The 25662-nt window shown below is 38.5% G+C and carries 23 protein-coding genes and 1 tRNA gene; 19 read left to right on the top strand and 5 right to left on the bottom strand.

The features are described 5' to 3' along the window. Positions 1-56: 56 nt before the first annotated feature. A complete protein-coding gene (locus EUBELI_RS08790; RefSeq protein ID WP_041688281.1) occupies positions 57-575 on the bottom strand; it encodes a peptidylprolyl isomerase in 519 nt (172 codons plus the stop codon). Between the two features lie 128 nt (positions 576-703). Between EUBELI_RS08790 and EUBELI_RS08785 the strand changes: the two genes are divergently transcribed. After that, on the top strand, positions 704-1402 hold the full coding sequence (locus EUBELI_RS08785; RefSeq protein ID WP_012740049.1) for a GNAT family N-acetyltransferase: 699 nt from the start codon (positions 704-706) through the stop codon (positions 1400-1402). A gap of 2 nt (positions 1403-1404) precedes the next feature. Here EUBELI_RS08785 and EUBELI_RS08780 read toward each other — a convergent pair whose 3' ends face one another. Continuing rightward, positions 1405-2106, bottom strand: coding sequence for a hypothetical protein (locus EUBELI_RS08780; RefSeq protein ID WP_012740048.1), 702 nt, complete (start codon positions 2104-2106; stop codon positions 1405-1407). Between the two features lie 165 nt (positions 2107-2271). On the opposite strand from EUBELI_RS08780, the gene EUBELI_RS08775 reads away from it, so the two are divergent. From EUBELI_RS08775 to EUBELI_RS08765, 3 genes are read left to right on the top strand one after another with little or no spacing between them, the layout of a single operon-like run. Further along, positions 2272-2949, top strand: coding sequence for a YesL family protein (locus EUBELI_RS08775; protein ID WP_012740047.1), 678 nt, complete (start codon positions 2272-2274; stop codon positions 2947-2949). Between the two features lie 2 nt (positions 2950-2951). After that, positions 2952-4400, top strand: coding sequence for an MBOAT family O-acyltransferase (locus EUBELI_RS08770; protein WP_012740046.1), 1449 nt, complete (start codon positions 2952-2954; stop codon positions 4398-4400). Positions 4401-4439: 39 nt separating this feature from the next. Then, positions 4440-5879 (top strand): DHHW family protein, encoded by a 1440-nt coding sequence (locus EUBELI_RS08765; RefSeq protein WP_165437543.1) that lies wholly within the window; start codon positions 4440-4442, stop codon positions 5877-5879. A 166-nt stretch (positions 5880-6045) separates the two neighbouring features. On the opposite strand, the gene EUBELI_RS08760 is transcribed toward EUBELI_RS08765, so the two are convergent. Both EUBELI_RS08760 and EUBELI_RS08755 read right to left on the bottom strand, forming a co-directional pair. Continuing rightward, on the bottom strand, positions 6046-6384 hold the full coding sequence (locus EUBELI_RS08760; protein ID WP_012740044.1) for a P-II family nitrogen regulator: 339 nt from the start codon (positions 6382-6384) through the stop codon (positions 6046-6048). A 123-nt stretch (positions 6385-6507) separates the two neighbouring features. Further along, a complete protein-coding gene (locus tag EUBELI_RS08755; RefSeq protein WP_012740043.1) occupies positions 6508-7050 on the bottom strand; it encodes a hypothetical protein in 543 nt (180 codons plus the stop codon). Between the two features lie 211 nt (positions 7051-7261). On the opposite strand from EUBELI_RS08755, the gene EUBELI_RS08750 reads away from it, so the two are divergent. The 5 genes from EUBELI_RS08750 to EUBELI_RS08730 all read left to right on the top strand — a co-directional run bounded on the left by EUBELI_RS08750 (position 7262) and on the right by EUBELI_RS08730 (position 10193). Beyond that, on the top strand, positions 7262-7672 hold the full coding sequence (locus EUBELI_RS08750; protein ID WP_148231348.1) for a hypothetical protein: 411 nt from the start codon (positions 7262-7264) through the stop codon (positions 7670-7672). Positions 7673-7762: 90 nt separating this feature from the next. Next, positions 7763-7835 (top strand) — tRNA-Gln (locus EUBELI_RS08745). Between the two features lie 126 nt (positions 7836-7961). Further along, the gene (locus EUBELI_RS08740) at positions 7962-8789 is read left to right on the top strand and encodes a CvfB family protein (protein ID WP_041688798.1); all 828 of its coding nucleotides are present in this window, start codon (positions 7962-7964) and stop codon (positions 8787-8789) included. A gap of 82 nt (positions 8790-8871) precedes the next feature. After that, on the top strand, positions 8872-9249 hold the full coding sequence (locus EUBELI_RS08735; RefSeq protein ID WP_012740040.1) for a RidA family protein: 378 nt from the start codon (positions 8872-8874) through the stop codon (positions 9247-9249). After that, the gene (locus tag EUBELI_RS08730; protein WP_012740039.1) at positions 9240-10193 is read left to right on the top strand and encodes a CPBP family intramembrane glutamic endopeptidase; all 954 of its coding nucleotides are present in this window, start codon (positions 9240-9242) and stop codon (positions 10191-10193) included. The genes EUBELI_RS08735 and EUBELI_RS08730 overlap by 10 nt, the downstream gene beginning before the upstream one ends. Before the next feature lie 83 nt (positions 10194-10276). On the opposite strand, the gene EUBELI_RS13965 is transcribed toward EUBELI_RS08730, so the two are convergent. After that, on the bottom strand, positions 10277-10453 hold the full coding sequence (locus EUBELI_RS13965) for a YjfB family protein (RefSeq protein ID WP_012740038.1): 177 nt from the start codon (positions 10451-10453) through the stop codon (positions 10277-10279). 286 nt (positions 10454-10739) lie between these two features. Here EUBELI_RS13965 and EUBELI_RS08725 point away from each other — a divergent pair, with 286 nt between their 5' ends. From EUBELI_RS08725 to guaA, 10 genes are all read left to right on the top strand, one after another. Further along, positions 10740-11855 carry an ABC transporter ATP-binding protein gene (locus EUBELI_RS08725; protein ID WP_012740037.1) on the top strand — a complete coding sequence of 372 codons (1116 nt, stop codon included), beginning with the start codon at positions 10740-10742 and terminating at the stop codon, positions 11853-11855. 135 nt (positions 11856-11990) lie between these two features. After that, entirely contained in the window at positions 11991-13082 is a 1092-nt protein-coding gene (locus EUBELI_RS08720) for a PucR family transcriptional regulator (protein WP_012740036.1), read from the top strand. A 22-nt stretch (positions 13083-13104) separates the two neighbouring features. Next, the gene (gene ftsE / locus EUBELI_RS08715) at positions 13105-13791 is read left to right on the top strand and encodes a cell division ATP-binding protein FtsE (RefSeq protein WP_012740035.1); all 687 of its coding nucleotides are present in this window, start codon (positions 13105-13107) and stop codon (positions 13789-13791) included. After that, a complete protein-coding gene (ftsX, locus tag EUBELI_RS08710) occupies positions 13781-14689 on the top strand; it encodes a permease-like cell division protein FtsX (protein ID WP_012740034.1) in 909 nt (302 codons plus the stop codon). Before ftsE ends, ftsX begins: the two co-directional genes overlap by 11 nt. A 92-nt stretch (positions 14690-14781) precedes the next feature. Further along, positions 14782-15993 carry a murein hydrolase activator EnvC family protein gene (locus EUBELI_RS08705; protein ID WP_012740033.1) on the top strand — a complete coding sequence of 404 codons (1212 nt, stop codon included), beginning with the start codon at positions 14782-14784 and terminating at the stop codon, positions 15991-15993. Positions 15994-16019: 26 nt separating this feature from the next. Further along, positions 16020-17312 carry a S41 family peptidase gene (locus EUBELI_RS08700; protein ID WP_012740032.1) on the top strand — a complete coding sequence of 431 codons (1293 nt, stop codon included), beginning with the start codon at positions 16020-16022 and terminating at the stop codon, positions 17310-17312. 108 nt (positions 17313-17420) lie between these two features. Further along, positions 17421-19421: an excinuclease ABC subunit UvrB gene (uvrB, locus tag EUBELI_RS08695; protein ID WP_041688279.1), complete on the top strand. Its 2001-nt coding sequence runs from the start codon at positions 17421-17423 to the stop codon at positions 19419-19421. Next, positions 19414-22284, top strand: a complete 2871-nt coding sequence (uvrA, locus tag EUBELI_RS08690; protein ID WP_049777985.1) for an excinuclease ABC subunit UvrA — start codon at positions 19414-19416, stop codon at positions 22282-22284. Before uvrB ends, uvrA begins: the two co-directional genes overlap by 8 nt. An 85-nt stretch (positions 22285-22369) precedes the next feature. Further along, entirely contained in the window at positions 22370-23944 is a 1575-nt protein-coding gene (locus EUBELI_RS13960) for an HAD-IA family hydrolase (protein ID WP_165437542.1), read from the top strand. A gap of 116 nt (positions 23945-24060) precedes the next feature. Next, a complete protein-coding gene (guaA, locus tag EUBELI_RS08680; protein ID WP_012740028.1) occupies positions 24061-25635 on the top strand; it encodes a glutamine-hydrolyzing GMP synthase in 1575 nt (524 codons plus the stop codon). The last annotated feature ends 27 nt before the right edge of the window (positions 25636-25662 follow it).

The raw sequence follows: 25662 nt of genomic DNA, 5'->3' as shown, positions 1-25662 counted from the left end.
AAAGGCGGGTACAGAATTGTGATATGTACCCGCCGATTTTGTTTAATATAATTTAATTATAACTTCTCTGGTTCTGGATATTCCTCGCCAAATGTCTCAACAGTAACAGTCTTCATAACCTGTGGTTTTCTAGGTCTGTCGCTGTAATCTGTGTCTACGCCTGCAATCTTGTCAAGAACATCTTCACCCTCGATAAGCTTACCAAAAGCAGCGTAATCTCCGTCAAGATGTGGAGCGTTCTGGTGCATGATAAAGAACTGTGAACCTGCAGAATCAGGTCTCATAGAACGAGCCATTGAAAGAACACCTCTTGTATGCTTTAAGTCGTTCTTAAATCCGTTAGATGCGAATTCGCCCTTGATAGAGTAGCCAGGACCACCCATACCTGTTCCTTCAGGGTCACCACCCTGAATCATAAAACCTGCGATTACTCTGTGAAATATAAGTCCGTCATAGAATCCCTTCTGAACAAGATTAACGAAATTATTAACTGATGTAGGTGCGATTTCCGGATAAAGCTCAGCTTTCATCACATCGCCGTTTTCCATTGTAAATGTAACTATTGGATTAGCCATATTATTCCTCCTGAAATTCATTAAATTGCCCGCTTGTCTGCATGAGCAAAATGTGATGTAATTAATTCTAAATACTACAGTATAAAAAGTCAAATTAAAACTTTAGAAACAATTATGAAGAGGCATATATGAGAAAATGTATTGATATGGGCGAAGGCAGAAAAATAATAATTAATGACAAAGATATGTTAAAACCAGATGGAACACTGGAGATTCCTGATATAGGGCTTGGAGAAGCATACCTTGGAAAAGCTTCATATGTTGTATATGATGAGGAAGATATTGATGACGACCTGTTAAAACTTGTATGTGCCAGAAAATACAATGAGCCGCTTGTAATTGCCAGAACGGAGAGGTTTATTATACGGGAGATGACAGTGGGAGATTTACCTCATTTATACGAATTATATCAGACACTTTCAGACTGCCCGTATGTTGAGCCATTATATGAATATGAGGATGAGAAAGCATTTACAATAAAATACATTGAGAATATGTATGGCTTCTTCGGGTACGGTCTGTGGCTTGTGTTTGATAAGAAAACAGGTGAACTTGTGGCAAGGGCAGGCATTGAAAACCGCAGCATAGATGGACAGAACTTTCAGGAGCTTGGGTATCTTGTGAAAAAAAGCTGGCAGGGAAAGCGTGTGGCATGGGAAGTTATGAACCATATAGTGAATATTGCTAAGGACAGGTTAGGCTTAGAAGAATTATACATATGCACAGTGAAAACAAATATCCCGTCCATACAGCTTGCATTGAAACTGGGTTTCACATTGTATGCAGGCGATACAGACGGGATGAATATATATAGAAAAGTTCTGTGATATCAAGGCTTTTCCATATTGAATACAAATCTTATAAAGTTGGCGGCATTCTCAGAATACTTGGATGTTGATATGATGCCGTAACAAGGCTGCTTCATATTAAGGTCACTGCCTTTGATAACAGGGGCTTCAGAAATATCAACAGCTATAGGAAATGATTCTCCTGATGAATTAGTGTAATAAATAATATAATCAGAAAGTTCATTAAGTTCTTCTGTTGAGAACAGGTCTCTTAAATCCCAGAAGAATATATTACGGTCAGTACAGAAATAATCAATATATTCTTTTTCAGATAGATACCCGTCAAGAGTATTGGTTGATGCATAGGTATATATTCTGTTGGCTGTTACAGCAGCTTCCTGATCCATTTCCTTTTCTACAAGTGAAAATGTATATGATATATCAACCTGTTCTTTTTTACCGTCAATACCAAGATAATCTGTAAGACCTGTAGTAAGAGCGTCCGTATCATCATCATATCCGGTTATTCTTCCGTCCAGAACCGCTATAAAACAGACAGTGTCATAATTGTTTCTTATAATAGAATAAGTAAGGGAACCTGCAAAAAGTATGGCAAGCAGAATGCCAATAATAGGAATTTTGTAGTAGCTCCAGATGTATTCAATCTTTCCGGAAAATGTAAGATCTTTTAACTTCTTACGCTGTTCCTTTACTTCATCGTGTATGTTGTTGCTGTTAGCCATAAATTCTCCTTAAATTAATCGTAAGATAGCATACAGTTTAACACATATATAAACTCAAAAAAACAGCTTTTATAAACATTTAAGAAATATATTTGAAATTTTCTTTGATTTTTATGTAAGGTTTTGTATAATCATAGTGTTTAAGCAAAAAAGGGGTATATAATTATGAATGGATTTGGATTAGATGGTAAATTATTTAAAGGTCTTACAAAAGCAGGAGATTTTATTATATTAGCAGTTATTACAGTATTATTCTGTGTTCCGGTTATTACAATCGGAGCAGCGCTTACAGCAGCATTTTATTCTGGCATTAAGCTTGTAAGGGATGAAGAAAGCTATGTATATAAGGATTTCTGGAAATCATTCAAGATGAATTTCGCGCAGGGATTTTTATTAGAGCTTATACATGTTGTAATTGGTTTCCTTCTTTTTGTTGATTTAAGAGCCAGTGCCCAGTGGGGATTTGTACAGGGCTCTCGGGCTGGCGTTATATTTGTATTTGTTGTAGTTGGTGTTATGGCGGTATGGGCAGCAGTTATGCTGTATTCATTTTCAATGCTGTCAAGATATGACAATAATATAATAGTGACATTAAAAAATGCTCTTATAATAAGTGTACATCATCTTCCACAGACTATTATTATGTTAATAGCTACTGTTGGGCTTACATATTTTTCATGTCTTTATTTCACAGCATTTATTGTGACTATACCATTGATTCTGTATGTTGATTCATATATTTTCTCAAGCATATTCAAACAGCTTGAAAAGGAATCTGTTCCATCAGTACAGGAAGCAGGAACAGAAGAAGATACTAATGAGGATAAAGAAGAGGAAGAATAACAATGGTTTTTTCAAGCCTATTATTTATATATATTTTTCTTCCGGTTAATCTGTTGTGCTATGCAGTTATATCGGATATTAAGAAAAAGAATATCTGTCTGCTTGTTTTTTCACTTATGTTTTATGCATGGACTTCACCGAAGTATCTGCTGGTAATGATGTTCATGGCATTGATTAATTATATGGGAGCATTGTGGGTAGAGCATTTCAGAAATTCAAGAAAGTCAGGATATATATTGGCGGCAGATATTGCGGCTAGTTTGTGTATTCTGGCTTTTTTCAAGTATCTTGGATTTATTTGTGAAATATCACGATTTATAACAGGTGTTCCAAAAATAATACCTCAGGTATTACTTCCTGTTGGAATATCTTTTTATACATTTCAGTTGATTTCATATGTCGTTGATGTGTATCGCGGAGAGGTTAAAGCTGACACACAGTATTGGAAAGTGCTTTTATATGCTTCACTTTTTCATCAGTGTATAGCAGGTCCTATAGTCAGATATAAAGATATAAAGGATGACCTTAGGGAACGCAAAACCGGAATTGATGATATGAATGAAGGAATATCAAGGTTTACAACCGGGCTTGCAAAGAAAACGCTTCTGGCAAATACATGTGCATCTATTGTTGACAGTGTACTTCCAGAGAGCATTGCGCGGCTTGGAAGCGTTACGGTACTTGGAAGCTGGTTCGGAATGCTTCTGTACGCACTGCAAATATATCTTGATTTTTCTGCATATTCAGATATGGCAATAGGACTGGGAAAAATGACAGGCTTCCATTATAAAGAAAATTTCAATTACCCATATGTAGCAGATTCAATAACGGATTTCTGGAGAAGATGGCATATATCGCTGGGAACATTTTTCAGGGATTATCTGTATATTCCACTGGGAGGAAACCGAAAAGGACTTGCAAGGCAGATACTTAACATGTTTATAGTATGGAGTCTTACAGGACTATGGCATGGCGCTTCTGCTAATTTTATATTATGGGGAATGTATTTCTTTGTATTTCTTGTGTTGGAGAAAGTTATCCTGTTAAAGCTGTTTGACAGGATTCCTAAAGCAGCAGGACAGATTATAAGGCGTGCATATACATTTATAGTAGTATTCTTTGGCTGGGTGCTTTTTAGATTTTCAGATTTTTCTATGCTAGGAATGTGTCTAAGGTCTATGTTTGGAATGAATGGCAATAAATTTACAAATATAGAAACTAATACTGTTATAATTAATAATATATTCTTTGTTATTGTCGCAATAACAGCCTCAATGCCATTATACAGATATATTGTGCAGAAAATGCGTTCGTCAGCAGCTTCAGGAAGAGTCTGTATAACATATTGTTATAATGTCCTGAACATTGTTCTGCCGGTAATATTATTAATTTTATCAACAATAGCACTCGTAGGAAACAGTTATAATCCATTTATTTATTTCAGATTTTAGAGTTGGCATATGATAATTTAGAGTATGGGAATTACATTTATGAAGAATATTGATAATATTGATAAAACAAGTACTAAATATAAGCAGTATCTTATAAAGAAGGGCGCTCTGGTTAAAATAATCATTTTTATGGCAATGCTTGTTTTTGGTACATTTGTGTCACTTATGATACCATTGCGGCCGTCGGAGTCGGTAACTGAGAAAAGAAAACTAAGCAGCTTTCCTCAATTTTCGATGGAGAGTTTTTTGGATGGAACATATTTCTCAGGAGTTGATACATGGTTTTCAGATACATTTCCAGGCAGGGATGGGTTTATTACATGTAACGAACGCATGACCGGACTTTATGGAATCCGTAAAAATCTTATTCATGGCGAAGTTATAAAAGGAGATGAAATTCCGGATGCTGACATTGACGAGAATGAATTTGATTATATTGAAAACATCGTTAGTGAAAGGATGACAGAATCGCAGGATTCTGATAAAGAGATTAATTATTCTTATGATAATTCTGTGATTGTTAACCCTGATGAAATAGGAAATGATGTTGAACCAGATACAATTGGGACTAACGCATCCGCAAAAACGGGTGAATCACTTGGTTCAGTATATGTGCTTGGTGACAGCGCATATGATTATTATTCGTTTTCTAACAGTATTTCTGATGAATATGTGGCAATTGTGAATAATATGGCACAAGTGCTTAAAGGTAAAGCTACGGTATATGATATGATAATACCGACAGCAATTGACATAACGCTTGATGATGCAACCAGAAACAGTATAAACAGCAGCAACCAGAGAAAAGCTATATTGTACATGTATAGTAAAATGAACCGCAATGTTGGTAAATGCTATATATATGAATTGATGAGAAGCCACAGGAATGAATATATATATTTCAGGACAGATCATCATTGGACAGCTCTGGGAGCTTATTATGCATACACTGCATTTATGGCTCAGCTTGGTAAAAATGCATATTCTCTTGATAGTTTTAAAGAACATGATATGGGTACATTTGTGGGAAGTTATTATACACAGACAAGGGTTACTTCACTTAGTAACCATCCGGATACTTTGTATGCATATGAACCTTTTTCAACTAATGCGTTAAAAATGATTAATAATGAAAATGATTTTGTTGATTATAATATAATTACAGATGTATCTAAATGGAATAAAACAAGTAAATACAGCACATTTATAGGTGGGGACAATGCATATACGGAGATTAATAACCCGGATGTAACAGACGGCTCTTCGGTGCTTGTAATAAAAGAGTCATTTGGAAACGCAATGATACCATTCCTTGTTGAGAATTTTGAAAATGTATATGTTGTTGATTACCGTTATTTTAATGGGACGATAACAGAACTGGTTGATAATAAAGGAATAGAAAATGTTGTTTTTGTAAACAATATTTCTATTACTTCTACGCGGGATAGAATAGATGAATTGAAGACGATAAGCAAATAACTAAAAAAGGGGCTGGGGTCGCAGGCTGGGTAGTTTCCTGCGGCCCCGATTTATATATCTGTACGGTTATGGGATACAGATACCGAAAGTTATATACAAAAAAGAGATAACGGTCAGAACATCAATCCTGACTGTTATCTCCGTTGATAACAAAATAATATTATAATTACAATGCGTCTGTTCCGCGTTCACCGGTACGGATTCTTATGGCATCATATACATCATATACGAAAATCTTACCATCTCCGTATTCACCGGTATTAATCTGGTCAATAACCTGATCGATGATTGCTTCATAAGTTTCATCGGATACAATAGACTCAACTTTTACTTTAGGAAGCAGATTGCCACCGAAATCAACACCATTATATACCTGCTTGTGACCTCTCTGGCTTCCGTATCCCATGATGTTAGATATCATGAGACCATGAGCACCGTTACTATTAAGGATGTTCTTTAAATCATCCAGTCTTTCAGGTCTGATAATAATCTCTAATTTCTTCATAGATAATATCCTTTCGTACTGACGACATTATTAAAACACTGTAAAGATTAAAAGTCAACGCTATTCAGGTATAAACGAATAATGTTAATCTTGTAACTGTAATCATAAAAAAATGTTAAGCAATTAATCCTCATATAGCTGCTTGCTTGTAGAAAAAACAGAAAAACAATAATATATGGTGATTACTATTATAAGAGCTTCAACAAGTATTGAGTATACAGTTGTTGATGCTTTAAAAGCAAAATAGTGGATAAAAATTCCTGCTGACAGTAAAAGCCATGTTATCTGATAATTCCTTGTTACAGCATTCTTTTCCTGTATACGGGCTTCCATTATAAGAGCTTCAGTGTAGTAATAAGTGAAATAGATTGCAAATACAACACTTATACCGATTGCTATTGAATACATTGTTTCAGGTGATGAAGGCCAGTCGCGCGATATGAGATACTGGGAAAGCACAGCACTGATAAGTCCGGCAACAGAAAGAATCATGCCTTTCTTAAATCTTGAGTTGAGTGATTTTAAATCTTTCATGCCAATAAATATTAAAATATATCCCACAATGTCATTAGTGATATCAATGTGTACGGAACCGATTGATATCCAGAATCTTGTACAAATCAGGAAAATGCCAATAAGCACGAATAATGAGTTCTTTTTGTTCATATTATTAATGTACTCCTTAATATAAAATCTTTGTTGATGAATATATGTTCTTATTCTAAGTTAATATGTAAAGGAGGTCAACGGAAAAGGGGGGATTTATAAAAATTTAATAAGGATTACTGGATTTTTTAAAATAAAGGTGGTAAATTATCAGATGCATCTGCCGATAAATAAAGCACAAGGATGTAATAAAGGCGGAAAGGAGTCAGCTATGTCAGTAAGTGGAATTAATATAAATTCGTATTATAATAACAGCTATAAAGCAGTGAGTGTGTCAGATAATGAACAGTTGTCAGGCGTACAGGAAGCTGCTGTAACACAGGAAGAGACAGATGCTGGCGTTACAGCAGGAGGAGAGACAGCGCAACATCAGTCAACAGCCCCTGCACATTCTGATCCTAAGAAATTTACATTTGACTTTACAAGCAGAAGCAGATTCAATCTTGTAGCAGCTACAAGCAGCATGGAAGATGTTGATATTAAGAAAGCTGTATCTGATATGGAGAAGGATCTGGTACTTGACCAGTACAAGTTCTTTATTGGAACTGCACAAAAGATGCAGAAGGTTCCTAACCTTGGTACTGATGCAGATGGTACAGTAACCCTCAAGATGACGGAGTAGACAGGGATTATAACAGTTTTGAAAATTTTTTAAAAAAGTGCTTGCATTCCTAAAAACATTCATGTATAATACAGCATGTCGTCACGATATTGGGCTTTCGCCAAGTGGTAAGGCACTGGATTCTGATTCCAGCATTTCGGGGGTTCGAATCCCTCAAGCCCAGCTAGAAACCTCTCGTAGTCATACGGGAGGTTTTTTTGTGCGAGTAGCTGCTGTTTTTATGGAAACAGCGCATTTGAACATATATTATTATGAAAGGGCTGGTGAAGCTGCCAGCATAGGTGTTGTTATGATAGAGTTAGGAAAAACACAGTGTCTTAACATTGTAAAGGTAACAGATTTCGGAGTATATCTTGGAACAGAAGAAGATAAAGTCCTTCTTCCTAAAAAACAGGTTCCAGATGATGTTGAAGTGGGAGATGCTCTCACTGTATTTGTTTACAGGGATTCAAGCGACAGACTTATTGCAACTACTAATAAGCCAAAGATTCAGCTTGGAGAACTTAAGAGGCTTAAAGTATCACAGATTACAGGTATTGGCGCATTTCTTGACTGGGGACTTGAAAAAGATCTGCTCATGCCATACAAGGAACAGACAACACATGTATCAGAAGGTTCAGAGTATCTTGTTGCTCTCTATATAGATAAGAGTGGAAGACTTGCAGCCACTATGAGAATTAACAAATATCTTGAAAAGTCAGAAACACTTGTAAAAGATAGTGCGGTTACAGGTACTATAATAGGAATAACTCCAGATTACAGAGCGTATGTTGCAGTTGAAGATAAGTACGACGCATTTATTCCTATGTCAGAAGTATTTGAGCCCCTTAGTGTCGGTGAGGTTATTCATGGACGTGTTTCAAGAGTAAGAGAAGATGGAAAACTTGTTATAAGCCTTAAGCAGAAGGCATATATCCAGATGGACGAGGATTCAGTACAGATATATGATGCTATAGTAAAGAAGGGCGGAAGTCTGGGATTTACTGATAAAGCAGATCCTGAGATTATCAAGAAACATTTTAATATGAGTAAAAATGCTTTCAAGAGAGCTGTAGGAAGACTGCTTAAAGAAGGAAAAATTGAGATAACACAGGATTCAATAGTTCTTAAGAAATAGCTTCTTGAATGAATATGATGATTGCGGTACAATATGCTTAATGCGTTTGTAACGTAAAATATGTTGAAATAAGGAGATTATTATGCAGAAAGTAATCAGTACAGACAAGGCACCAAGTGCAATCGGACCATATTCACAGGCTATCGAGATTAACAATATGGTATATACATCAGGAGTTATCCCTGTAATACCAGCTACAGGTGAAATCGCAGAAGGTGGAGTTGAGGCTCAGGCTGAGCAGGCATTCCAGAACCTCTGTAATCTTGTTGAGGTTTCAGGCTCTAAGGTAGAGAATATTGTTAAGACAACAGTATTTATTAAAGAAATGAATGATTTCGGTAAGATTAATGAAATCTACAAGAAATATTTTAAGGAGCCATTTCCAGCACGTTCATGCGTAGAAGTTGCAAGACTTCCTAAGGATGTTCTTCTTGAAGTGGAAGCAATTGCATGGAAGTAAGAAAAGTTAATGTTTTCTTTCCTATATTTATAGTTGGATATATTGCGCTGTCTATACTTGCAGGAAGTGTAATGGCAGTACTAGTCAATATGGGAATACCGATGCCGGACTGGATACAGTATGTGATATCAGAAGGAATAATTCTGGTTATTGCTATTATATATATGGTAGTAAACAGGATTGATCCCATGAAAGACATTCCATATAAAAGGATAGGGTTCGTCGATGGAATATTATCTTTAGCTGCCGGATATTGTATGATTCCTATGGTGTTGTTTTTAAACAGCATTACGATGTTGTTTTCTACCAATTATCTTGAAGAGGGAACAACAACACTGCTTACATATCCGTTTTTTATGCAGGTTATACTTCTAGCAGTAATTCCTCCTCTTGTAGAGGAACTGGTATTCAGAGGTATATTCTTCGGCTCTTATCGCAAAGCCGGTATGTCTGGCGCTGCAATTATGAGTGGATTAATATTTGGATGCTTCCATCTTAATATTAATCAGGGACTGTATGCATTTGCAATAGGAATTGTATTTGCATATATGGTCGAAGCTACCGGTTCACTTTGGTCATCGGTAATTGCGCATTTTGCGATAAATACATATTCTATAGGCGTGGTACAGCTGCTTAAGATGACAGGAATATATGCATCAGATGGACAAGCAGTGGGGACACTTGAAGGAGAAGGAGAACTTGCGGCATCTGCAGGTGCTCTGGCTACAGTAATGCAGCTGATTGTTTTGTTGGCTTTGGCAACAGCGTTTATGATGCTGGCGGTTTTGTGCATCAGGATAATGGCAAAGAGACATGGAAGACTGGAAAACATAAAAGTGCGGACGGAAGGAATAAAAGGTATAAAGAAATATTTATCTGCACCGGTTGTAGTGGGACTGGCAATATGCATATGTTATATGATAGCAATAGAATTTGCAGGTTAAATAATCAGAAGCCCCTGTATATGGATGATGGTTTGTCCATATACAGGGGCTTCTGGCATAATAATTGCAATGTAAAGAAAAAATTAAATGCTTATATCTATGTTCTGTCCAAGCTCTGGTGTGACAGAGGCTTCCATCATTTTAGTGAGCTCAGCACCGGAAGTCTCAATTGTATCAAGACTTTTTCTAAGTATAGCAACCTGGATATCATTATTGATATCAGAAGTGCTGATGCTGGTATAAAGACCACCAATTATCATATAATCCCTCCGTTCTGTCAGTTTTTCTGTATTTAATTATATACATGTGGATAGTTTAATTCAATGATGAATTATAAAATAATAATAAACTTGCATTAGTGATGTTTGCAGATAAACAACTGTTAATTTTGTACAATTTATACATAAGAGGACTGACTATGGTAAATTTGCAAAAAAAACGAGGAAAAGATTTGTAAAAATGTCATGTGGTAAAAAAGTCCCATTTAGTGTATTATAATCACATCAAAAGCGCAAAGGCGCATTTATATTAGGAGGATATTTAATAATGGCAAGTTTATCGCTTAAGAATGTTTGTAAAGTATATCCTAACGGTTTCGTAGCTGTTAAGGATTTTAATCTTGAAATTGCTGATCAGGAGTTCATCATTTTCGTTGGACCTTCAGGATGTGGTAAGTCTACTACACTTCGTATGATTGCAGGTCTTGAGGAAATCAGCTCAGGTGAGTTATGGATTGGTGACAAGATGGTTAACGATGTAGAGCCTAAGGACAGAGATATCGCTATGGTATTCCAGAACTATGCTCTTTATCCACATATGTCTGTATATGATAACATGGCATTCGGTCTTAAGTTAAGAAAAGTTCCTAAGGCTGAGATTGATAAGTCAGTACATGAAGCTGCTAAAATTCTTGATATTGAGCATCTTCTTGACCGTAAGCCAAAGGCTCTTTCAGGTGGTCAGAGACAGAGAGTTGCTATGGGACGTGCTATCGTTCGTAGCCCTAAGGTATTCCTTATGGATGAGCCTCTTTCAAACCTTGATGCTAAGTTAAGAGTTCAGATGCGTGTTGAGATTTCTAAGCTTCACCAGAGATTACAGACAACTATTATTTATGTAACACATGACCAGACAGAGGCTATGACACTTGGTACAAGAATTGTAGTTCTTAAGGATGGTATTATTCAGCAGGTAGATACACCTCAGAACCTTTATAACACACCTAACAACATCTTCGTTGCTGGATTCATCGGATCACCTCAGATGAACCTTATTGATGCAGAAGTTGTTGCTAATGGTTCACAGGTTGACCTTAGACTTTCTGATACAGTTACAATTACACTTCCAGCTGATAAGAGCAAGAAGCTTATTGATGGTAACTATGTAGGAAAGACTGTTGTAGTTGGTATTCGTCCGGAAGATGTTAAGGATGATGCAGAGTTTATTGCTAAGAATGCTGATTCTAAGTTCACAGCTACAGTTAAGGTTTACGAATTACTTGGTTCAGAAGTAAACCTTCACTATGAGATTGGTGATGTAACATGTACAGCAAAGGTTAATCCTCGTACAACAGCAAGACCAGGTGATGAAGTAACATTTGCTATGGATGTTGAAAGACTTCATGTATTTGATAAGGAAACAGAAATCGTTATCACACACTAATTATTAAATTAATCTTAATTATTAAGGGAAAATGCAATAAATTTGCATTTTCTCTTTTTTTTTTATTCATTTTGCTTTACAATAAGATAGAATATGTGCGAATAAAGGGAATGTGGTAGACAGAAAGGGATAACAATGATATCTAATAGAATTTTACAGACAACTGTAGATGGACTTAAGGCTATTTCACGAGTGGATTTGTGCATTGTGGATGCAGATAAGAATGTTGCAGCCAAGACTTTTGATAATGTTTCAGAATGCCTCGCGGATGCGATTAGTTTTATTGATTCGCCAGCAGAGAGTCAGGCAGTTAATGGTTTTCAGTTTTTTAAGGTTGAGGATGAAGGAAATCTTGAGTATATAATTATGGCAAGAGGCACAAGCGATGATGTATATATGGTTGGAAAGCTGGCTGCTTTCCAGATTCAGAATCTTCTGGTTGCATATAAAGAAAGATTTGATAAAGATAACTTTATCAAGAATCTTCTGCTTGATAATCTTCTTCGTGTTGATATGTACACAAGAGCAGAAAAGCTTCATATTGAAACAGATGTGAAGAGAGTTGTATATATTATTGAAACTAAGCATGAGAAGGATACAAGTGCGTTAGAGACAGTAAGAACACTTTTTGCTAATAAGACAAGAGATTTCATTACAGCAGTTGACGAGAAGAGTATAATTCTTGTTAAGGAAGTTAAAGGCAATGAGTCATATGATGAACTTGACAAGACAGCTGATGTTATAATTGATATGTTAAACACTGAGGCGATGAGTGCGGCACATGTTGCTTATGGTACAATTGTTAATGATATAAGGGAGGTTTCAAGATCTTACAAGGAAGCAAAGATGGCACTTGATGTGGGAAAGATTTTCTACAGCAATAAGAATGTTGTTGCTTACAACAGATTAGGAATAGGCCGTCTTATATATCAGCTTCCTATACCATTATGTCAGATGTTCATTAAGGAGATATTTGAAGGAAAGGCTCCTGATGATTTTGACGATGAGACTCTGTCAACAATTAATAAGTTCTTTGAGAACAGCCTTAATGTTTCAGAGACATCAAGACAGCTTTACATTCACAGAAATACACTTGTTTACAGACTGGATAAGATACAGAAGATAACCGGGCTTGACCTCAGAGTGTTTGATGATGCAATAACATTTAAGATTGCTCTTATGGTAGTTAAGTACATGAAGTATATGGAAAGTAAAGATACATTTTAGTGATTTTTGGAGGAAATGATACATGATAATCATGGAAGATGTTACGAAGACATATTCCACTGGCGTTGCTGCGCTTAATGGAATTAATCTTCACATCCAGAAAGGTGAATTCGTATTTATAGTAGGTAAGAGTGGTTCAGGTAAGTCGACTCTTATCAAACTATTACTTAAGGAATTAGATCCTACATCAGGTAAGATATATGTTAATAAGAAATATCTCAATAAGATAACAAGAAAGAAGCTTCCGTATCTTAGAAGAGATATTGGTGTAGTATTCCAGGATTTCCGTCTGTTACCAGACAGAAATGTATATGAGAATATCGCATTTGCACAGAAGGTAGTAGAAGCTCCTAACAGAAAGATTAAGTCAAGAGTACTTGCGATGCTTTCCATGGTAGGACTTCTTGACAAATATAAGGCTTTTCCTAATGAGTTATCAGGTGGTGAGCAGCAGAGAATCGCAATTGCAAGAGCGCTGGTTAACAAGCCGGCTATATTGTTGTGTGACGAGCCAACAGGTAACCTTGATCCTGCCAATTCTAATGAAATCATGAAGATTCTTAATCAGGTTAATAAGCAGGGAACAACAGTACTTGTAGTTACCCATAATATGGAGATAGTTCAGCAGATGAAGAAGAGAACTATTACTATGAGTGAAGGAAAGATTATCAGCGATCAGGAAAAGGGTGGTTATTTCTATGAAGATTAGGTCATTAGCATATCATATTAAAGATGGATTTAAGAACATCCATCGTAATAAGATGTTCTCACTGGCATCAATAGCAACAATTACAGCATGTATATTCCTTTTTGGAGTGTTCTATTCTATAGTGGTTAATTTCCAGTATATGATTAAGAAGGCTGAGACAGAGGTCTGTGTAACAGTTTTCTTTGACGAAGATCTCAGTGAGACAGATATTAAGAAGCTTGGAGATGAAATCAGTAAAAGAGAAGAAGTATCAAGAGTTCAGTATGTGTCTGCAGATGATGCATGGGAAAGCTTTAAGAGTGAGTATTTCGCTGCATATCCTGAACTTGCAGAAGGATTCAAGGATGATAATCCTTTAGCTAATTCTTCTTCTTATGAAATATATCTTAAGGATGCAAGTAATCAGGGTACACTGGTTAAGTACCTAGAGAATAAGGATGGAATAAGACAGGTTAACCGTTCAGAGGTTACAGCAAGCGGACTTGCCAGTGCAGCAAGACTTGTAAGTTATGTTGCAGTTGCAGTAATTGTTGTTCTTCTTGCGGTATCTATATTCCTTATTACTAATACAATTGTAATTGGTATTACAGTACGAAAAGATGAGATATCAATCATGAAATATATAGGAGCTACGGATGCATTTGTTAATGCGCCATTCTTCGTAGAAGGTATCGTTATAGGACTTATAGGTGCTATTATTCCGGTAGCAATATTGAGGTATATTTATGGTGGAGTTGTTAATTTTGTTCTTGGAAAATTCTCTGTTTTACAGAATATATTAGCATTTATGCCAGCATCAGAAGTATTTGAGGTACTTATTCCGGTAGCAGTTATTCTTGGAATTGGTATTGGTCTTATAGGAAGTTTCTTCGCTGTAAGAAAGCATGCCGATGTATAGTTTCGGATAGTTTTTGGGGGCTTTTGCAAACGGATGCAGAAGTCCCTGTTTGTTTTTAGAAAACATTTTAATTATGGTAAAGGAGTGGCTGTATGGAGAAAGCACTGTTTTGTAACAATTTAATAAAGAAAATAACAGCGGCACTCATGATTGTAATGCTGCTTATACCGTATTGTTTTGCACAGGTTACATTTGGAGATAATAAATCGGATCTGAAGAATGCCCAGAACCAGCAGAATGATATACAGAATAAAAAGAAAGAAACAGAAGACAAGATTGCTCAGCTTAAGGCACAGAGTTCAGACCTTACATCTCTTATTCAGGGACTGGATGCCCAGATGGGAGAATTGTCAGCGTCATTAGATGATATTAATACCCAGATTGCAACATTAGAGGCTGAGATTGAGGAGACACAGGCACAGCTTGAGCAGGCTGAGGCTGATAAGGAAAGCCAGTATGAGGCTATGAAGCTTCGAATCCAGTTTATGTATGAGCATAATGATTATACATATGTTGAAGTGCTTTTATCATCACAGAGTATGGCGGATATGCTTAATAAATTTGAGTATATTAATAAGATATCAGAGTATGACAGACAGATGCTTGAGGAATATCAGTCAACGATTAATCTTATATCATCTTCTAAAGTAAAGCTTGAAGAAGATAAAGAGACTCTGACTGCCAGTCAGGAGGCACTTCAGGCACAGGTTGATGCACTTGAGGTTGTCCAGAATGAGAAGAATGCCCAGCTTAATGCTTTGAGTAAGAATACGGCTGATCAGGTGGCTTATAAGAAACAGCTCGAAGCTGACGAGAAGAAGCTCGATGCAGAGATTGCTTCTATAACAGCCAAGATTAAGGCAGAGGAAGCAAGCGGAGTTACTCCGTCTAACAGATATGATGGCGGAACTTTCAAATGGCCAACAACAAGTACAAGAATAACTTCTCCATACGGAGATACATCTGACAGAACTTCACCGCATAAAGGTGTGGATATTGGAGCGGTCAGGGCAGGAGTTTCAGGTGATCCTGTATATGCAGCTTATGACGGTAAAGTTGTTATTGCACACAGACAGAGCGAGGGTTACTCAACAGCGGGTAATTATGTGATGATTTATCATGGTAATGGACTGTATACGAGATACCTGCATCTTGATAGTTTAAATGTAACAGTAGGAGCCCAGGTGACGAAAGGACAGAAGCTTGGTGTTATGGGTAATACGGGTAATTCATTTGGCGCACATCTGCATTTTGATGTAAGGCTCAATGATTCATATGTTAATCCTATGCCATATTTTAAATAAATAATTCAACTTAATAGGAGGACTCAATGGAATATGATAATAACAGACCTTTTTCTTCGGAAGGGGCCGCACAGGAACGAAAGAGAAAACATGCTTTAGGCAAAGGCGTTATTATTGGTGTTGTGGCAACACTGCTGGTTGTGATACTGGCGTTGTCATGCGTATTCATGGGACTTATAAGAAGTGGTAATCTTCATATTGGAATTGACGGACGTATATATGTCCAGGATGTTGGAACAAGTGATAATGAAGGAATCGGAACTAAGGTTGAAGGTAAGCTGAATGCTTTGGATTCGCTGCTTGGAGATGGATTCTACTTTGATGATGTAGATGATGAAAAGGCTGCAGACAACATTTTTAAGGCATATCTTGCTGCATATGGTGATAAATATACTGTTTATTATACGCCTGAAGAATATAAGTCAATGATGGAGTCAACATCAGGTTCTTTCTATGGAATTGGTGCTGTATGCCAGAAGGCTGACGACGGTTCAATACTTATATCAGAGGCATATGAGGATGCACCGGCATATAAGGCTGGTATCAGAAATGGAGATAAGGTAACAGAGGTTAATGGTGAGGATATTACAGGAATGGACCTTTCTGTAGCAGTTGCCCTTATTAAGGGCGAGAAGGGTACAGATGTTAACCTTACTGTTATGAGAAATGGCGAGAAGCTGAGTTTCACAGTTACAAGAGACAAGATTGATATTAAGACTGTTTCATCAGAGGTGCTTGAGAATAATATAGGTTATATTTATATTTCGCAGTTTGATGATGTTACAACAGAGCAGTTTAAATCGGCTGTTGATGACCTTCAGAAGCAGGGAATTACAGGACTTGTAATTGATATAAGAAATAATCCTGGCGGAGTTCTTAAGACTGTGGCTGATATGCTAGATTATATTCTTCCGAACGGACTTATCGTGTATACAGAGACTAAGTCTGGTAAGAGACAGGAATATTCAGGTTCTGATAATCATGAGCTTAATATTCCGATGGCAGTTTTGGTAAATGGCAATAGTGCAAGTGCATCTGAGATATTTGCCGGTGCAATGCAGGATTATGATAAGGCACAGATAATCGGAACACAGACATTTGGTAAGGGTATTGTGCAGACAATCCGTCCGCTTACTGATGGAAGTGCAGTTAAGTATACAATTGCCAAATATTTTACTCCTAAGGGACAGGATATTCACGGCAAGGGAGTGACACCAGACAGTATTGTGGAGCTTCCGGATGATGCGACTGAAGATGTGCAGTTGAAGGCAGCAGTAGAGTATCTCAATGGGAAAATGAGTGTCAGCGCGGCAGAATAAAGATTATAGAAGTATGGAATAAAGTACAGGACAAATCGAATGTTTGTTCTGTACTTTTTGGCTGTTATATTGTATAATGAGAAAAATGTTGGAAAACAAGGAGGGATTATGGACAGATTTGTATTACATTCGGATTTTAAGCCTATGGGCGACCAGCCGCAGGCTATTGAAGCACTTACAAAGGGCTTTGAGGAAGGCAATCAGTTTGAGACTCTAGTTGGTGTAACTGGTTCTGGTAAAACATTTACAATGGCGAACATTATACAGAATGTTCAGAAACCTACACTTATTATAAGCCATAATAAGACACTGGCAGCGCAGTTGTATGGGGAGATGAAGGAGTTCTTTCCAGAGAATGCGGTTGAGTACTTTGTCTCCTATTATGATTATTACCAGCCAGAGGCCTATGTACCTCAGAGTGACACTTATATTGCGAAGGATTCATCTATTAATGATGAAATTGATAAATTAAGACATTCGGCAACAGCGGCACTTTCTGAAAGAAATGATGTTATTATCGTTGCTTCGGTTTCATGTATATATGGATTAGGTGCGCCGGTTGATTATAAGAACATGGTTATTTCACTTCGTCCGGGAATGGAGAAGGACAGGGATGATTGCATAAGAAAGCTTATTGATATCCAGTATGTAAGGAACGACCAGGATTTTAAGCGAGGAACCTTCAGGGTAAGAGGCGATGTTGTTGAAGTGTATCCTTCATCATCATCAGGTGATGCCATAAGAGTTGAATTCTTTGGTGATGAAGTGGACAGAATAAGTGAGATAGATTCCCTTACAGGCGAAGTTAAAGGCGTTCTTGAACATATTGCGATATTCCCTAACTCACATTATGTTGTTGAGAAGGAGAAGATGGACGCTGCTATTGAGAACATCAAGGCAGAGCTTGCCGAGAGAGTGAAGTATTTCAAGAGTGAGGATAAGCTTTTAGAGGCACAGAGAATTGAAGAGAGAACGAATTTTGATATAGAGATGATGCAGGAGACAGGCTTTTGTTCAGGAATAGAGAATTATTCAAGACATCTGGCAGGACTTCCGGCAGGGTGTCCTCCGTATACGCTGATGGATTATTTTCCAGATGATTTTCTTATTATTGTGGATGAGTCGCATATCACTATTCCGCAGATTCGAGGCATGTATGCCGGTGACCAGTCAAGAAAGACTACGCTTGTAGATTATGGCTTCAGACTGCCATCTGCGAAGGACAACAGACCGCTTAATTTCAGCGAGTTTGAGAGCAAGATTTCACAGATGCTTTTCGTATCAGCAACACCAAGCACATACGAGGCAGAGCATGAGCTTATGAGAACTGAGCAGGTTATCAGACCTACCGGACTTCTTGACCCGGAGATAACTGTTAAGCCGATTGAAGGACAGATTGATGACCTTATATCTGAGATTAACAAGGAAACTGCCAAGAAGAACAAGGTGCTTGTTACTACACTTACCAAGAGAATGGCGGAGGACCTTACTGATTATCTTAAAGAGGCAGGAATCCGGGTTAAATATCTTCATGCAGATATTGATACGCTTGAGCGTCAGAAGATTATAAGAGATATGCGTCTTGATGGTTTTGATGTTCTTGTCGGAATCAACCTGCTGCGAGAAGGTCTGGATATTCCTGAAATCAGCCTTGTTGCAATACTTGATGCTGATAAGGAAGGCTTCTTAAGAACAGAGACATCGCTTATACAGACGATTGGCCGGGCTGCGAGAAATGCAGAGGGACATGTTATCATGTATGCAGACAAGATTACTGAATCTATGGAAAAGGCTATTTCAGAGACTGAACGAAGAAGAAAGATTCAGCAGGATTATAATGATGAGCATGGAATTACTCCACAGACAATCAAGAAGGCAGTAAGAGATCTTATAAGCATAAGCAAGGCAGCGGAGCCGGGTGACGCTTCAGGAAAGCTTAAGGTTGATTATGAATCTATGAGCATCAAAGAGCTTGAGAAAGTTAAGACGCAGGTTGAGAAGAACATGCGTAAGGCAGCAGCAGAGCTTAACTTTGAGGAGGCTGCACAGCTTCGTGACAAGATGATTGAGATTAATAAATATATTTATGAAGGAAAGAAACATGGCTGATAGTAAGTTAAAGAAAGAGATTGAAAGAGGCAGTTATAAGAACTGTATAAGGATAAAGGGCGCAAGAGAGCATAATCTTAAGGGAATAGACGTTGATATTCCAAGAGACAAGCTTGTTGTGCTTACCGGACTTTCAGGTTCGGGAAAGTCGAGTCTGGCATTTGATACAATATATGCAGAAGGTCAGAGAAGGTATATGGAATCACTGTCTTCATATGCAAGACAGTTCTTAGGACAGATGGAAAAGCCTGATGTTGACAGTATTGAAGGACTTTCACCGGCTATTTCTATAGACCAGAAGTCAACTAACAGGAATCCACGTTCTACAGTAGGAACTGTTACAGAGATATATGATTATTTCCGACTTCTCTATGCAAGAATTGGTATTCCTCACTGCCCAAAATGTGGACGCGAAATCAACAAACAGACAGTTGACCAGATGGTTGATGTTATTATGGCACTTCCTGAAAGAACTAAGATTCAGATTCTTGCACCTGTTGTCCGTGGACGAAAGGGTGAACATGTAAAGCTTTTTGAACAGGCAAAGAAGAGCGGATTTGTGCGTGTTATTGCTGATGGAAGCATGTACGAGCTTACAGACGAGATTAAGCTTGATAAGAATAAGAAGCATAATATTGAGATTGTTGTAGACAGACTTTCTGTAAGAGACGGAATCCAGAAACGACTTACAGATTCTATTGAGACAGCTCTTAAGCTTGCCGAAGGTCTTATGACAGTAGATGTTATTGATGGTGAGACACTTAATTTCAGCCAGAGCTTTTCCTGCCCAGACTGTGGTATAAGTATTGATGAGGTTGAGCCAAGAAGCTTTTCGTTCAACAATCCATTTGGCGCATGCCCGGACTGTTTCGGACTTGGTTATACAATGAAGTTTGATGCAGAGCTGCTTATACCGGATGAGAGTCTCAGCATTGATGAAGGCGCTATTGTCGGAATGGGATGGCAGTCATCTAAGGATGAGGGCAGCTTTAGCAGGGCGGTTCTTGATGCACTTGCAGAGGAATATGGATTTTCATTAAAGACACCATTCAAGGATTATCCTGATGATATTAAGGATATTATTATCAATGGTACTAAGGGACATTCTGTAAAGGTTAAATATAAAGGCCAGCGCGGAGAGGGTGTATATGATGTCGCATTTGAAGGTCTTATCAAGAATATGGAGAGAAGATACAGAGAGACATATTCTGATAATACCAAGCAGCAGTATGAGGAATTTATGAGAATAAGACCTTGTTCTGCCTGTCACGGACAGAGACTTAAGCCGTCTTCACTTGCTGTTACTATTGCAGATAAGAACATATATGAGATTACTAACATGTCTATTATAAAGCTTCAGGAATTCCTTGAGAATATGAAGCTATCAGAGAGACAGTTGTTTATTGGTGCAGAGATTCTTAAGGAAATCAAGGCGAGAATTAAGTTCCTTGTAGATGTAGGGCTTGATTATCTGGCTCTTTCGCGTGCTACAGGAACTCTGTCAGGCGGTGAAGCGCAGAGAATCAGGCTTGCTACACAGATTGGTTCAGGTCTTGTAGGAGTTGCTTATATTCTTGATGAGCCAAGTATCGGCCTTCACCAGAGGGATAATGACAAGCTGCTGGGAACTCTGACACATTTGCGCGATCTTGGTAACTCAGTTATTGTCGTTGAACATGATGAGGATACTATGTTTGCAGCCGATTATATTGTGGATATCGGACCAGGCGCAGGAAGAAATGGTGGAGAAGTTGTCGCAACAGGAACTGCTGCGGACATTATGGCGTGCAAGGACTCACTTACAGGCGCATATCTGTCAGGAAGAATCAAGATACCTGTACCGGCAGAGCGTAGAAAGCCTGCTGGCTGGATTAAGGTAAGAGGCGCAAGGGAGAATAATCTTAAGAATATTGATGTAGATATTCCGCTTGGAGTTGTCACATGCGTAACAGGTGTGTCAGGCTCAGGCAAGAGTTCACTTGTTAATGAGATTCTTTACAAGCACCTTGCAAAGTCGCTTAACAGGGCGAGATGTATTGCAGGCGACCATGATGGAATTGACGGAATAGAGCAGCTTGATAAGGTCATTAATATTGACCAGTCACCAATTGGACGAACACCAAGGTCTAATCCGGCAACCTATACAGGTGTATTTGACATGATAAGAGACCTGTTTGCAACGACTAAGGACGCGAAGGAACGAGGATATACGAAGGGTAGATTCAGCTTTAATGTTAAAGGTGGAAGATGTGAGGCATGCTCCGGTGACGGTATTATCAAGATAGAGATGCATTTCCTGCCGGATGTGTATGTTCCTTGTGAAGTCTGCGAGGGTAAGCGTTACAACAGAGAAACTCTTGAAGTTAAATACAAGGATAAGAGTATATATGATGTTCTTGACATGACTATTGAGGATGCAGTTGATTTCTTTGAAAATGTGCCAAGTATAAGAAGAAAGATTGAGACTCTCAACGAGGTTGGCTTGTCTTACGTCAAGCTTGGACAGCCATCAACTGAGCTTTCAGGTGGTGAGGCACAGAGAATCAAGCTTGCAACAGAGCTTTCAAGAAGAAGCACAGGAAAGACTATATATATTCTTGATGAGCCTACAACCGGTCTGCATTTTGCTGATGTCCACAAGCTTGTCAATATTCTTCACAGGCTTGCAGAGGGCGGCAACACTGTAGTTGTTATTGAACACAATCTTGATGTTATTAAGACAGCAGATTATATTATAGATATGGGACCGGAAGGCGGCGACCGCGGCGGAACTGTTATTGCCAAAGGAACACCAGAGGAGATTGTTAAGGTTAAGAAGTCTTATACCGGACAGTATGTTAAGAAGTATCTGGAAGAGAAGTAAGAACAGGAAATGAAGCAACTGATATCAGGGAAGAGTATGCAAGGTATGTCGGTTTAATATTTTGGGGAGTTGAATGGAGGCAGTTATGATAAAAGGGATTATCTTTGATATGGACGGAGTTATGATTGATACGGAAAATCAGTCTAATCTTGGCTGGCTGTGGGCAGCTTCCCAGAAAAATGTTGAAATGCCATTATGGCTTATCGACAGTTTTAAAGGTGCACCGGCAAAGCTTAGCCAGAGCTTTTTTGATGACTATTATAAGGGAACGCAGGATTACTGGGAAATGTGTACAATGCGGACAGACCATGTTCACCAAATCAGAGAAACAGAGGAAGTCCCAGTTAAACCGGGGCTTCATATGCTGCTTGATTATATTAAGGATAACGGGTTAAAATGTGCCGTAGCAACTTCAACACAGAAGTCCAGTGCAGAAAAGAGTCTTCACAGAATAGGGGCGTGGGATTATCTTTCTGGTGTTGTATATGGAGATGAGGTTGAGCATGGAAAGCCTGAGCCAGACATATTCTTAAGGGCAGCAGGTTTTATCGGCTGTGAACCATCAGAATGTGTAGTCATTGAGGACAGCATTAATGGCATTAAAGCAGGATATGCAGCAGGCATGAAGGTGATTCATATACCTGATACTATTGAGATTAACGATGACATCCGAAGACTGACTTCAGTTGTGTGCCATTCTTTATCTGATGTGCCTGATATTATAGACACATGGAATGAGGGAAAGGTGGCTGATGTTGAAGGTTATTATGAAAATGCCAAGATAAACCGTGTGTATGTTGACAGAGTGCATGTTAAGAAAGCATTTGCAGAATACACAGCAGCTTATAATGCAGATGACCCTAAGATTAAATTAAAAATTGACCACACTTACAGAGTTGCAGCTTTGTGCGAAAGAATTGCAAAGGCAGCTGGAATGTGTGCCTATGATGTTGAGCTGGCATGGTTATCCGGAATGCTTCATGATGTTGGAAGATTTGAACAGATAAAGCGTTATAACACATTTTCAGATGCGGACTCTGTTGACCATGCAAAATTCGGTGCAGACCTGTTGTTCAAAGATGGTCTTATCAGTACTTTTCTTAAAGGTATGGTCAAATGTACAGGTTACAAGTCAGGAGCATTAGAGGATCGATATAGTTCTGATGGAGTATTTCTGTATGACAGATTGAATAAATCGGACATTGAAATGCTTGAGCTTGCAATAAGGTGTCACAATATGTATAGAATTCCACAGGGACTTAATCGCCGTGAGCAGGCATTCTGCAATGTGCTTCGTGACGCTGATAAGGTTGATATATTTAAGGTTAATATTGATACTCCACTTGAAGAAATATATAACACTACGACTGAAGAACTGATGAAGAGTGATATTACAGATGAAGTGTTAGAAGCGTTTGATGAGGAACACTGTATACTCAAAGCAATAAGACGCACACCGGCTGATACTGTTATTGGTCATGTATCACTTGCTTATGAGCTTGTGTATGATGAGAGTGTGCGGATTACTGTGGAACAGGGCTATCTTGCAAAGCTTATGCATTTTCATTCTGATAATGAGGAGACCAACAGAAAGATGGCGATGGTCAGAGAGAAGATGGATTCTTATGTGAAGAAGAGAATTGGGGAGAAAGATGCATAGATAAGGATTGTCTGGAGTAGAATTAGCAAGATAGGAATTGGGGAGAATTAAGGCTTGTCATAAGTGGCAAGTTTAACTATAATGTATATATAAATACACAAGATTGGAGATTGATCATGGATCAGGAGAAAGTTATTGTCATTGACTTCGGTGGTCAGTACAACCAGCTGGTTGCGCGCCGTGTCCGTGAATGTAATGTATATTGTGAGATCTATTCTTACAAGACAGACCTGGCGCAGATTAAGGCCATGAACCCTAAAGGAATTATCCTTACGGGTGGTCCTAACAGCTGTTATGAAGATGGCGCGCCAACATGTACTAAAGAACTTTTCGAACTTGGTGTACCTGTACTTGGTCTTTGCTATGGCGCACAGCTTATGCAGCATGTGCTTGGTGGCAAGGTTGAGAAGGCACCAGTAAGAGAGTATGGAAAGACAGAAACATTTGTAGATAAGAGCAGCGCTTTATTCTCAGATGTCTCAGAGAAAACTATTGTGTGGATGAGCCATTTTGACTACATCTCACAGATTGCACCAGGATTCAAGATTGTTGCCCACACAGCAGACTGCCCAGTTGCAGCAGCAGAGTGTACAGAGAAGAATCTTTATGCAATCCAGTTCCACCCAGAGGTTCTTCATACTCAGGAAGGAACCAAGATGCTTCACAACTTTGTTCGTGGAGTATGCGGATGTGCCGGAACATGGAAGATGGATGCATTTGTTGAGAATACAATTAAGGAAATCCGAGAGAAGGTTGGCAGTGGCAAGGTTTTACTTGCTCTTTCAGGTGGTGTTGATTCATCTGTTGCAGCCGGACTTCTTTCAAGAGCTATTGGAAAGCAGCTTACATGCGTATTCGTAGATCACGGTCTTCTCCGTAAAGATGAAGGCGATGAAGTTGAGAGCGTATTTGGACCAGAAGGACAGTTCGACCTTAACTTTATAAGAGTTAATGCACAGGAGAGATATTACTCTAAGCTTGCAGGCGTTACAGAGCCAGAAGCTAAGAGAAAGATTATTGGGGAAGAGTTTATCCGTGTATTTGAGGAAGAAGCCAAGAAGATTGGTGCAGTTGACTTCCTTGCACAGGGAACTATATATCCAGACGTTGTAGAAAGCGGACTTGGCGGTGAATCAGCCGTAATCAAGTCTCACCACAATGTAGGAGGACTTCCTGATTTCGTTGACTTCAAGGAAATCATTGAGCCACTCCGCAACCTTTTCAAGGATGAGGTTCGTAAGGCTGGTCTTGAGCTTGGAATACCAGAACATCTTGTATTCCGTCAGCCATTCCCAGGTCCGGGACTTGGAATCAGAATTATCGGCGAGGTAACAGCTGATAAGGTTCGTATCGTTCAGGATGCTGACTTTATCTACCGTTCAGAGGTTGACAAGGCCGTAGCTGAGTACAAGAAAGCTAACGGCAAGGCTCCAGCATGGATGCCAAACCAGTATTTCGCAGCCCTCACTAACATGCGTTCCGTTGGTGTTATGGGTGACGAAAGAACTTACGATTATGCGGTTGCACTTCGTGCAGTCAACACAATTGATTTCATGACAGCAGAGAGCGCAGAGATTCCATTTGAGGTTCTCCAGACAGTCATGAGCAGAATTATAAATGAGGTGCGTGGGGTCAACAGAGTATTCTATGATCTGACTAGTAAACCACCTGGAACGATTGAGTTTGAATAATTTTCAAAAGCTCGCAAAGCCTAGTAA

This window comes from [Eubacterium] eligens ATCC 27750, from assembly GCF_000146185.1.
In the GTDB taxonomy this organism is placed as follows: Bacteria; Bacillota; Clostridia; order Lachnospirales; family Lachnospiraceae; genus Lachnospira; species Lachnospira eligens.
The sequence above is the reverse complement of the archived record's forward strand: the minus strand, read 5'-3'. Positions and strand labels throughout refer to the sequence as shown.

Coding starts and splice junctions, on each gene's coding strand:
- EUBELI_RS08705 (WP_012740033.1), top strand. CDS start 14,782: ATGGAGAAAGCACTGTTTTGTAACAATTTAATAAAGAAAATAACAGCG.
- EUBELI_RS08790 (WP_041688281.1), bottom strand. CDS start 575: ATGGCTAATCCAATAGTTACATTTACAATGGAAAACGGCGATGTGATG.
- EUBELI_RS08740 (WP_041688798.1), top strand. CDS start 7,962: ATGATAGAGTTAGGAAAAACACAGTGTCTTAACATTGTAAAGGTAACA.
- EUBELI_RS08755 (WP_012740043.1), bottom strand. CDS start 7,050: ATGAACAAAAAGAACTCATTATTCGTGCTTATTGGCATTTTCCTGATT.
- EUBELI_RS08765 (WP_165437543.1), top strand. CDS start 4,440: ATGAAGAATATTGATAATATTGATAAAACAAGTACTAAATATAAGCAG.
- EUBELI_RS08785 (WP_012740049.1), top strand. CDS start 704: ATGAGAAAATGTATTGATATGGGCGAAGGCAGAAAAATAATAATTAAT.
- guaA (WP_012740028.1), top strand. CDS start 24,061: ATGGATCAGGAGAAAGTTATTGTCATTGACTTCGGTGGTCAGTACAAC.
- EUBELI_RS08735 (WP_012740040.1), top strand. CDS start 8,872: ATGCAGAAAGTAATCAGTACAGACAAGGCACCAAGTGCAATCGGACCA.
- EUBELI_RS08720 (WP_012740036.1), top strand. CDS start 11,991: ATGATATCTAATAGAATTTTACAGACAACTGTAGATGGACTTAAGGCT.
- EUBELI_RS08770 (WP_012740046.1), top strand. CDS start 2,952: ATGGTTTTTTCAAGCCTATTATTTATATATATTTTTCTTCCGGTTAAT.
- EUBELI_RS13960 (WP_165437542.1), top strand. CDS start 22,370: ATGATAAAAGGGATTATCTTTGATATGGACGGAGTTATGATTGATACG.
- uvrA (WP_049777985.1), top strand. CDS start 19,414: ATGGCTGATAGTAAGTTAAAGAAAGAGATTGAAAGAGGCAGTTATAAG.
- EUBELI_RS08760 (WP_012740044.1), bottom strand. CDS start 6,384: ATGAAGAAATTAGAGATTATTATCAGACCTGAAAGACTGGATGATTTA.
- ftsX (WP_012740034.1), top strand. CDS start 13,781: ATGAAGATTAGGTCATTAGCATATCATATTAAAGATGGATTTAAGAAC.
- EUBELI_RS08730 (WP_012740039.1), top strand. CDS start 9,240: ATGGAAGTAAGAAAAGTTAATGTTTTCTTTCCTATATTTATAGTTGGA.
- uvrB (WP_041688279.1), top strand. CDS start 17,421: ATGGACAGATTTGTATTACATTCGGATTTTAAGCCTATGGGCGACCAG.
- EUBELI_RS13965 (WP_012740038.1), bottom strand. CDS start 10,453: ATGATAATTGGTGGTCTTTATACCAGCATCAGCACTTCTGATATCAAT.
- EUBELI_RS08700 (WP_012740032.1), top strand. CDS start 16,020: ATGGAATATGATAATAACAGACCTTTTTCTTCGGAAGGGGCCGCACAG.
- EUBELI_RS08725 (WP_012740037.1), top strand. CDS start 10,740: ATGGCAAGTTTATCGCTTAAGAATGTTTGTAAAGTATATCCTAACGGT.
- ftsE (WP_012740035.1), top strand. CDS start 13,105: ATGATAATCATGGAAGATGTTACGAAGACATATTCCACTGGCGTTGCT.
- EUBELI_RS08750 (WP_148231348.1), top strand. CDS start 7,262: ATGTCAGTAAGTGGAATTAATATAAATTCGTATTATAATAACAGCTAT.
- EUBELI_RS08780 (WP_012740048.1), bottom strand. CDS start 2,106: ATGGCTAACAGCAACAACATACACGATGAAGTAAAGGAACAGCGTAAG.
- EUBELI_RS08775 (WP_012740047.1), top strand. CDS start 2,272: ATGAATGGATTTGGATTAGATGGTAAATTATTTAAAGGTCTTACAAAA.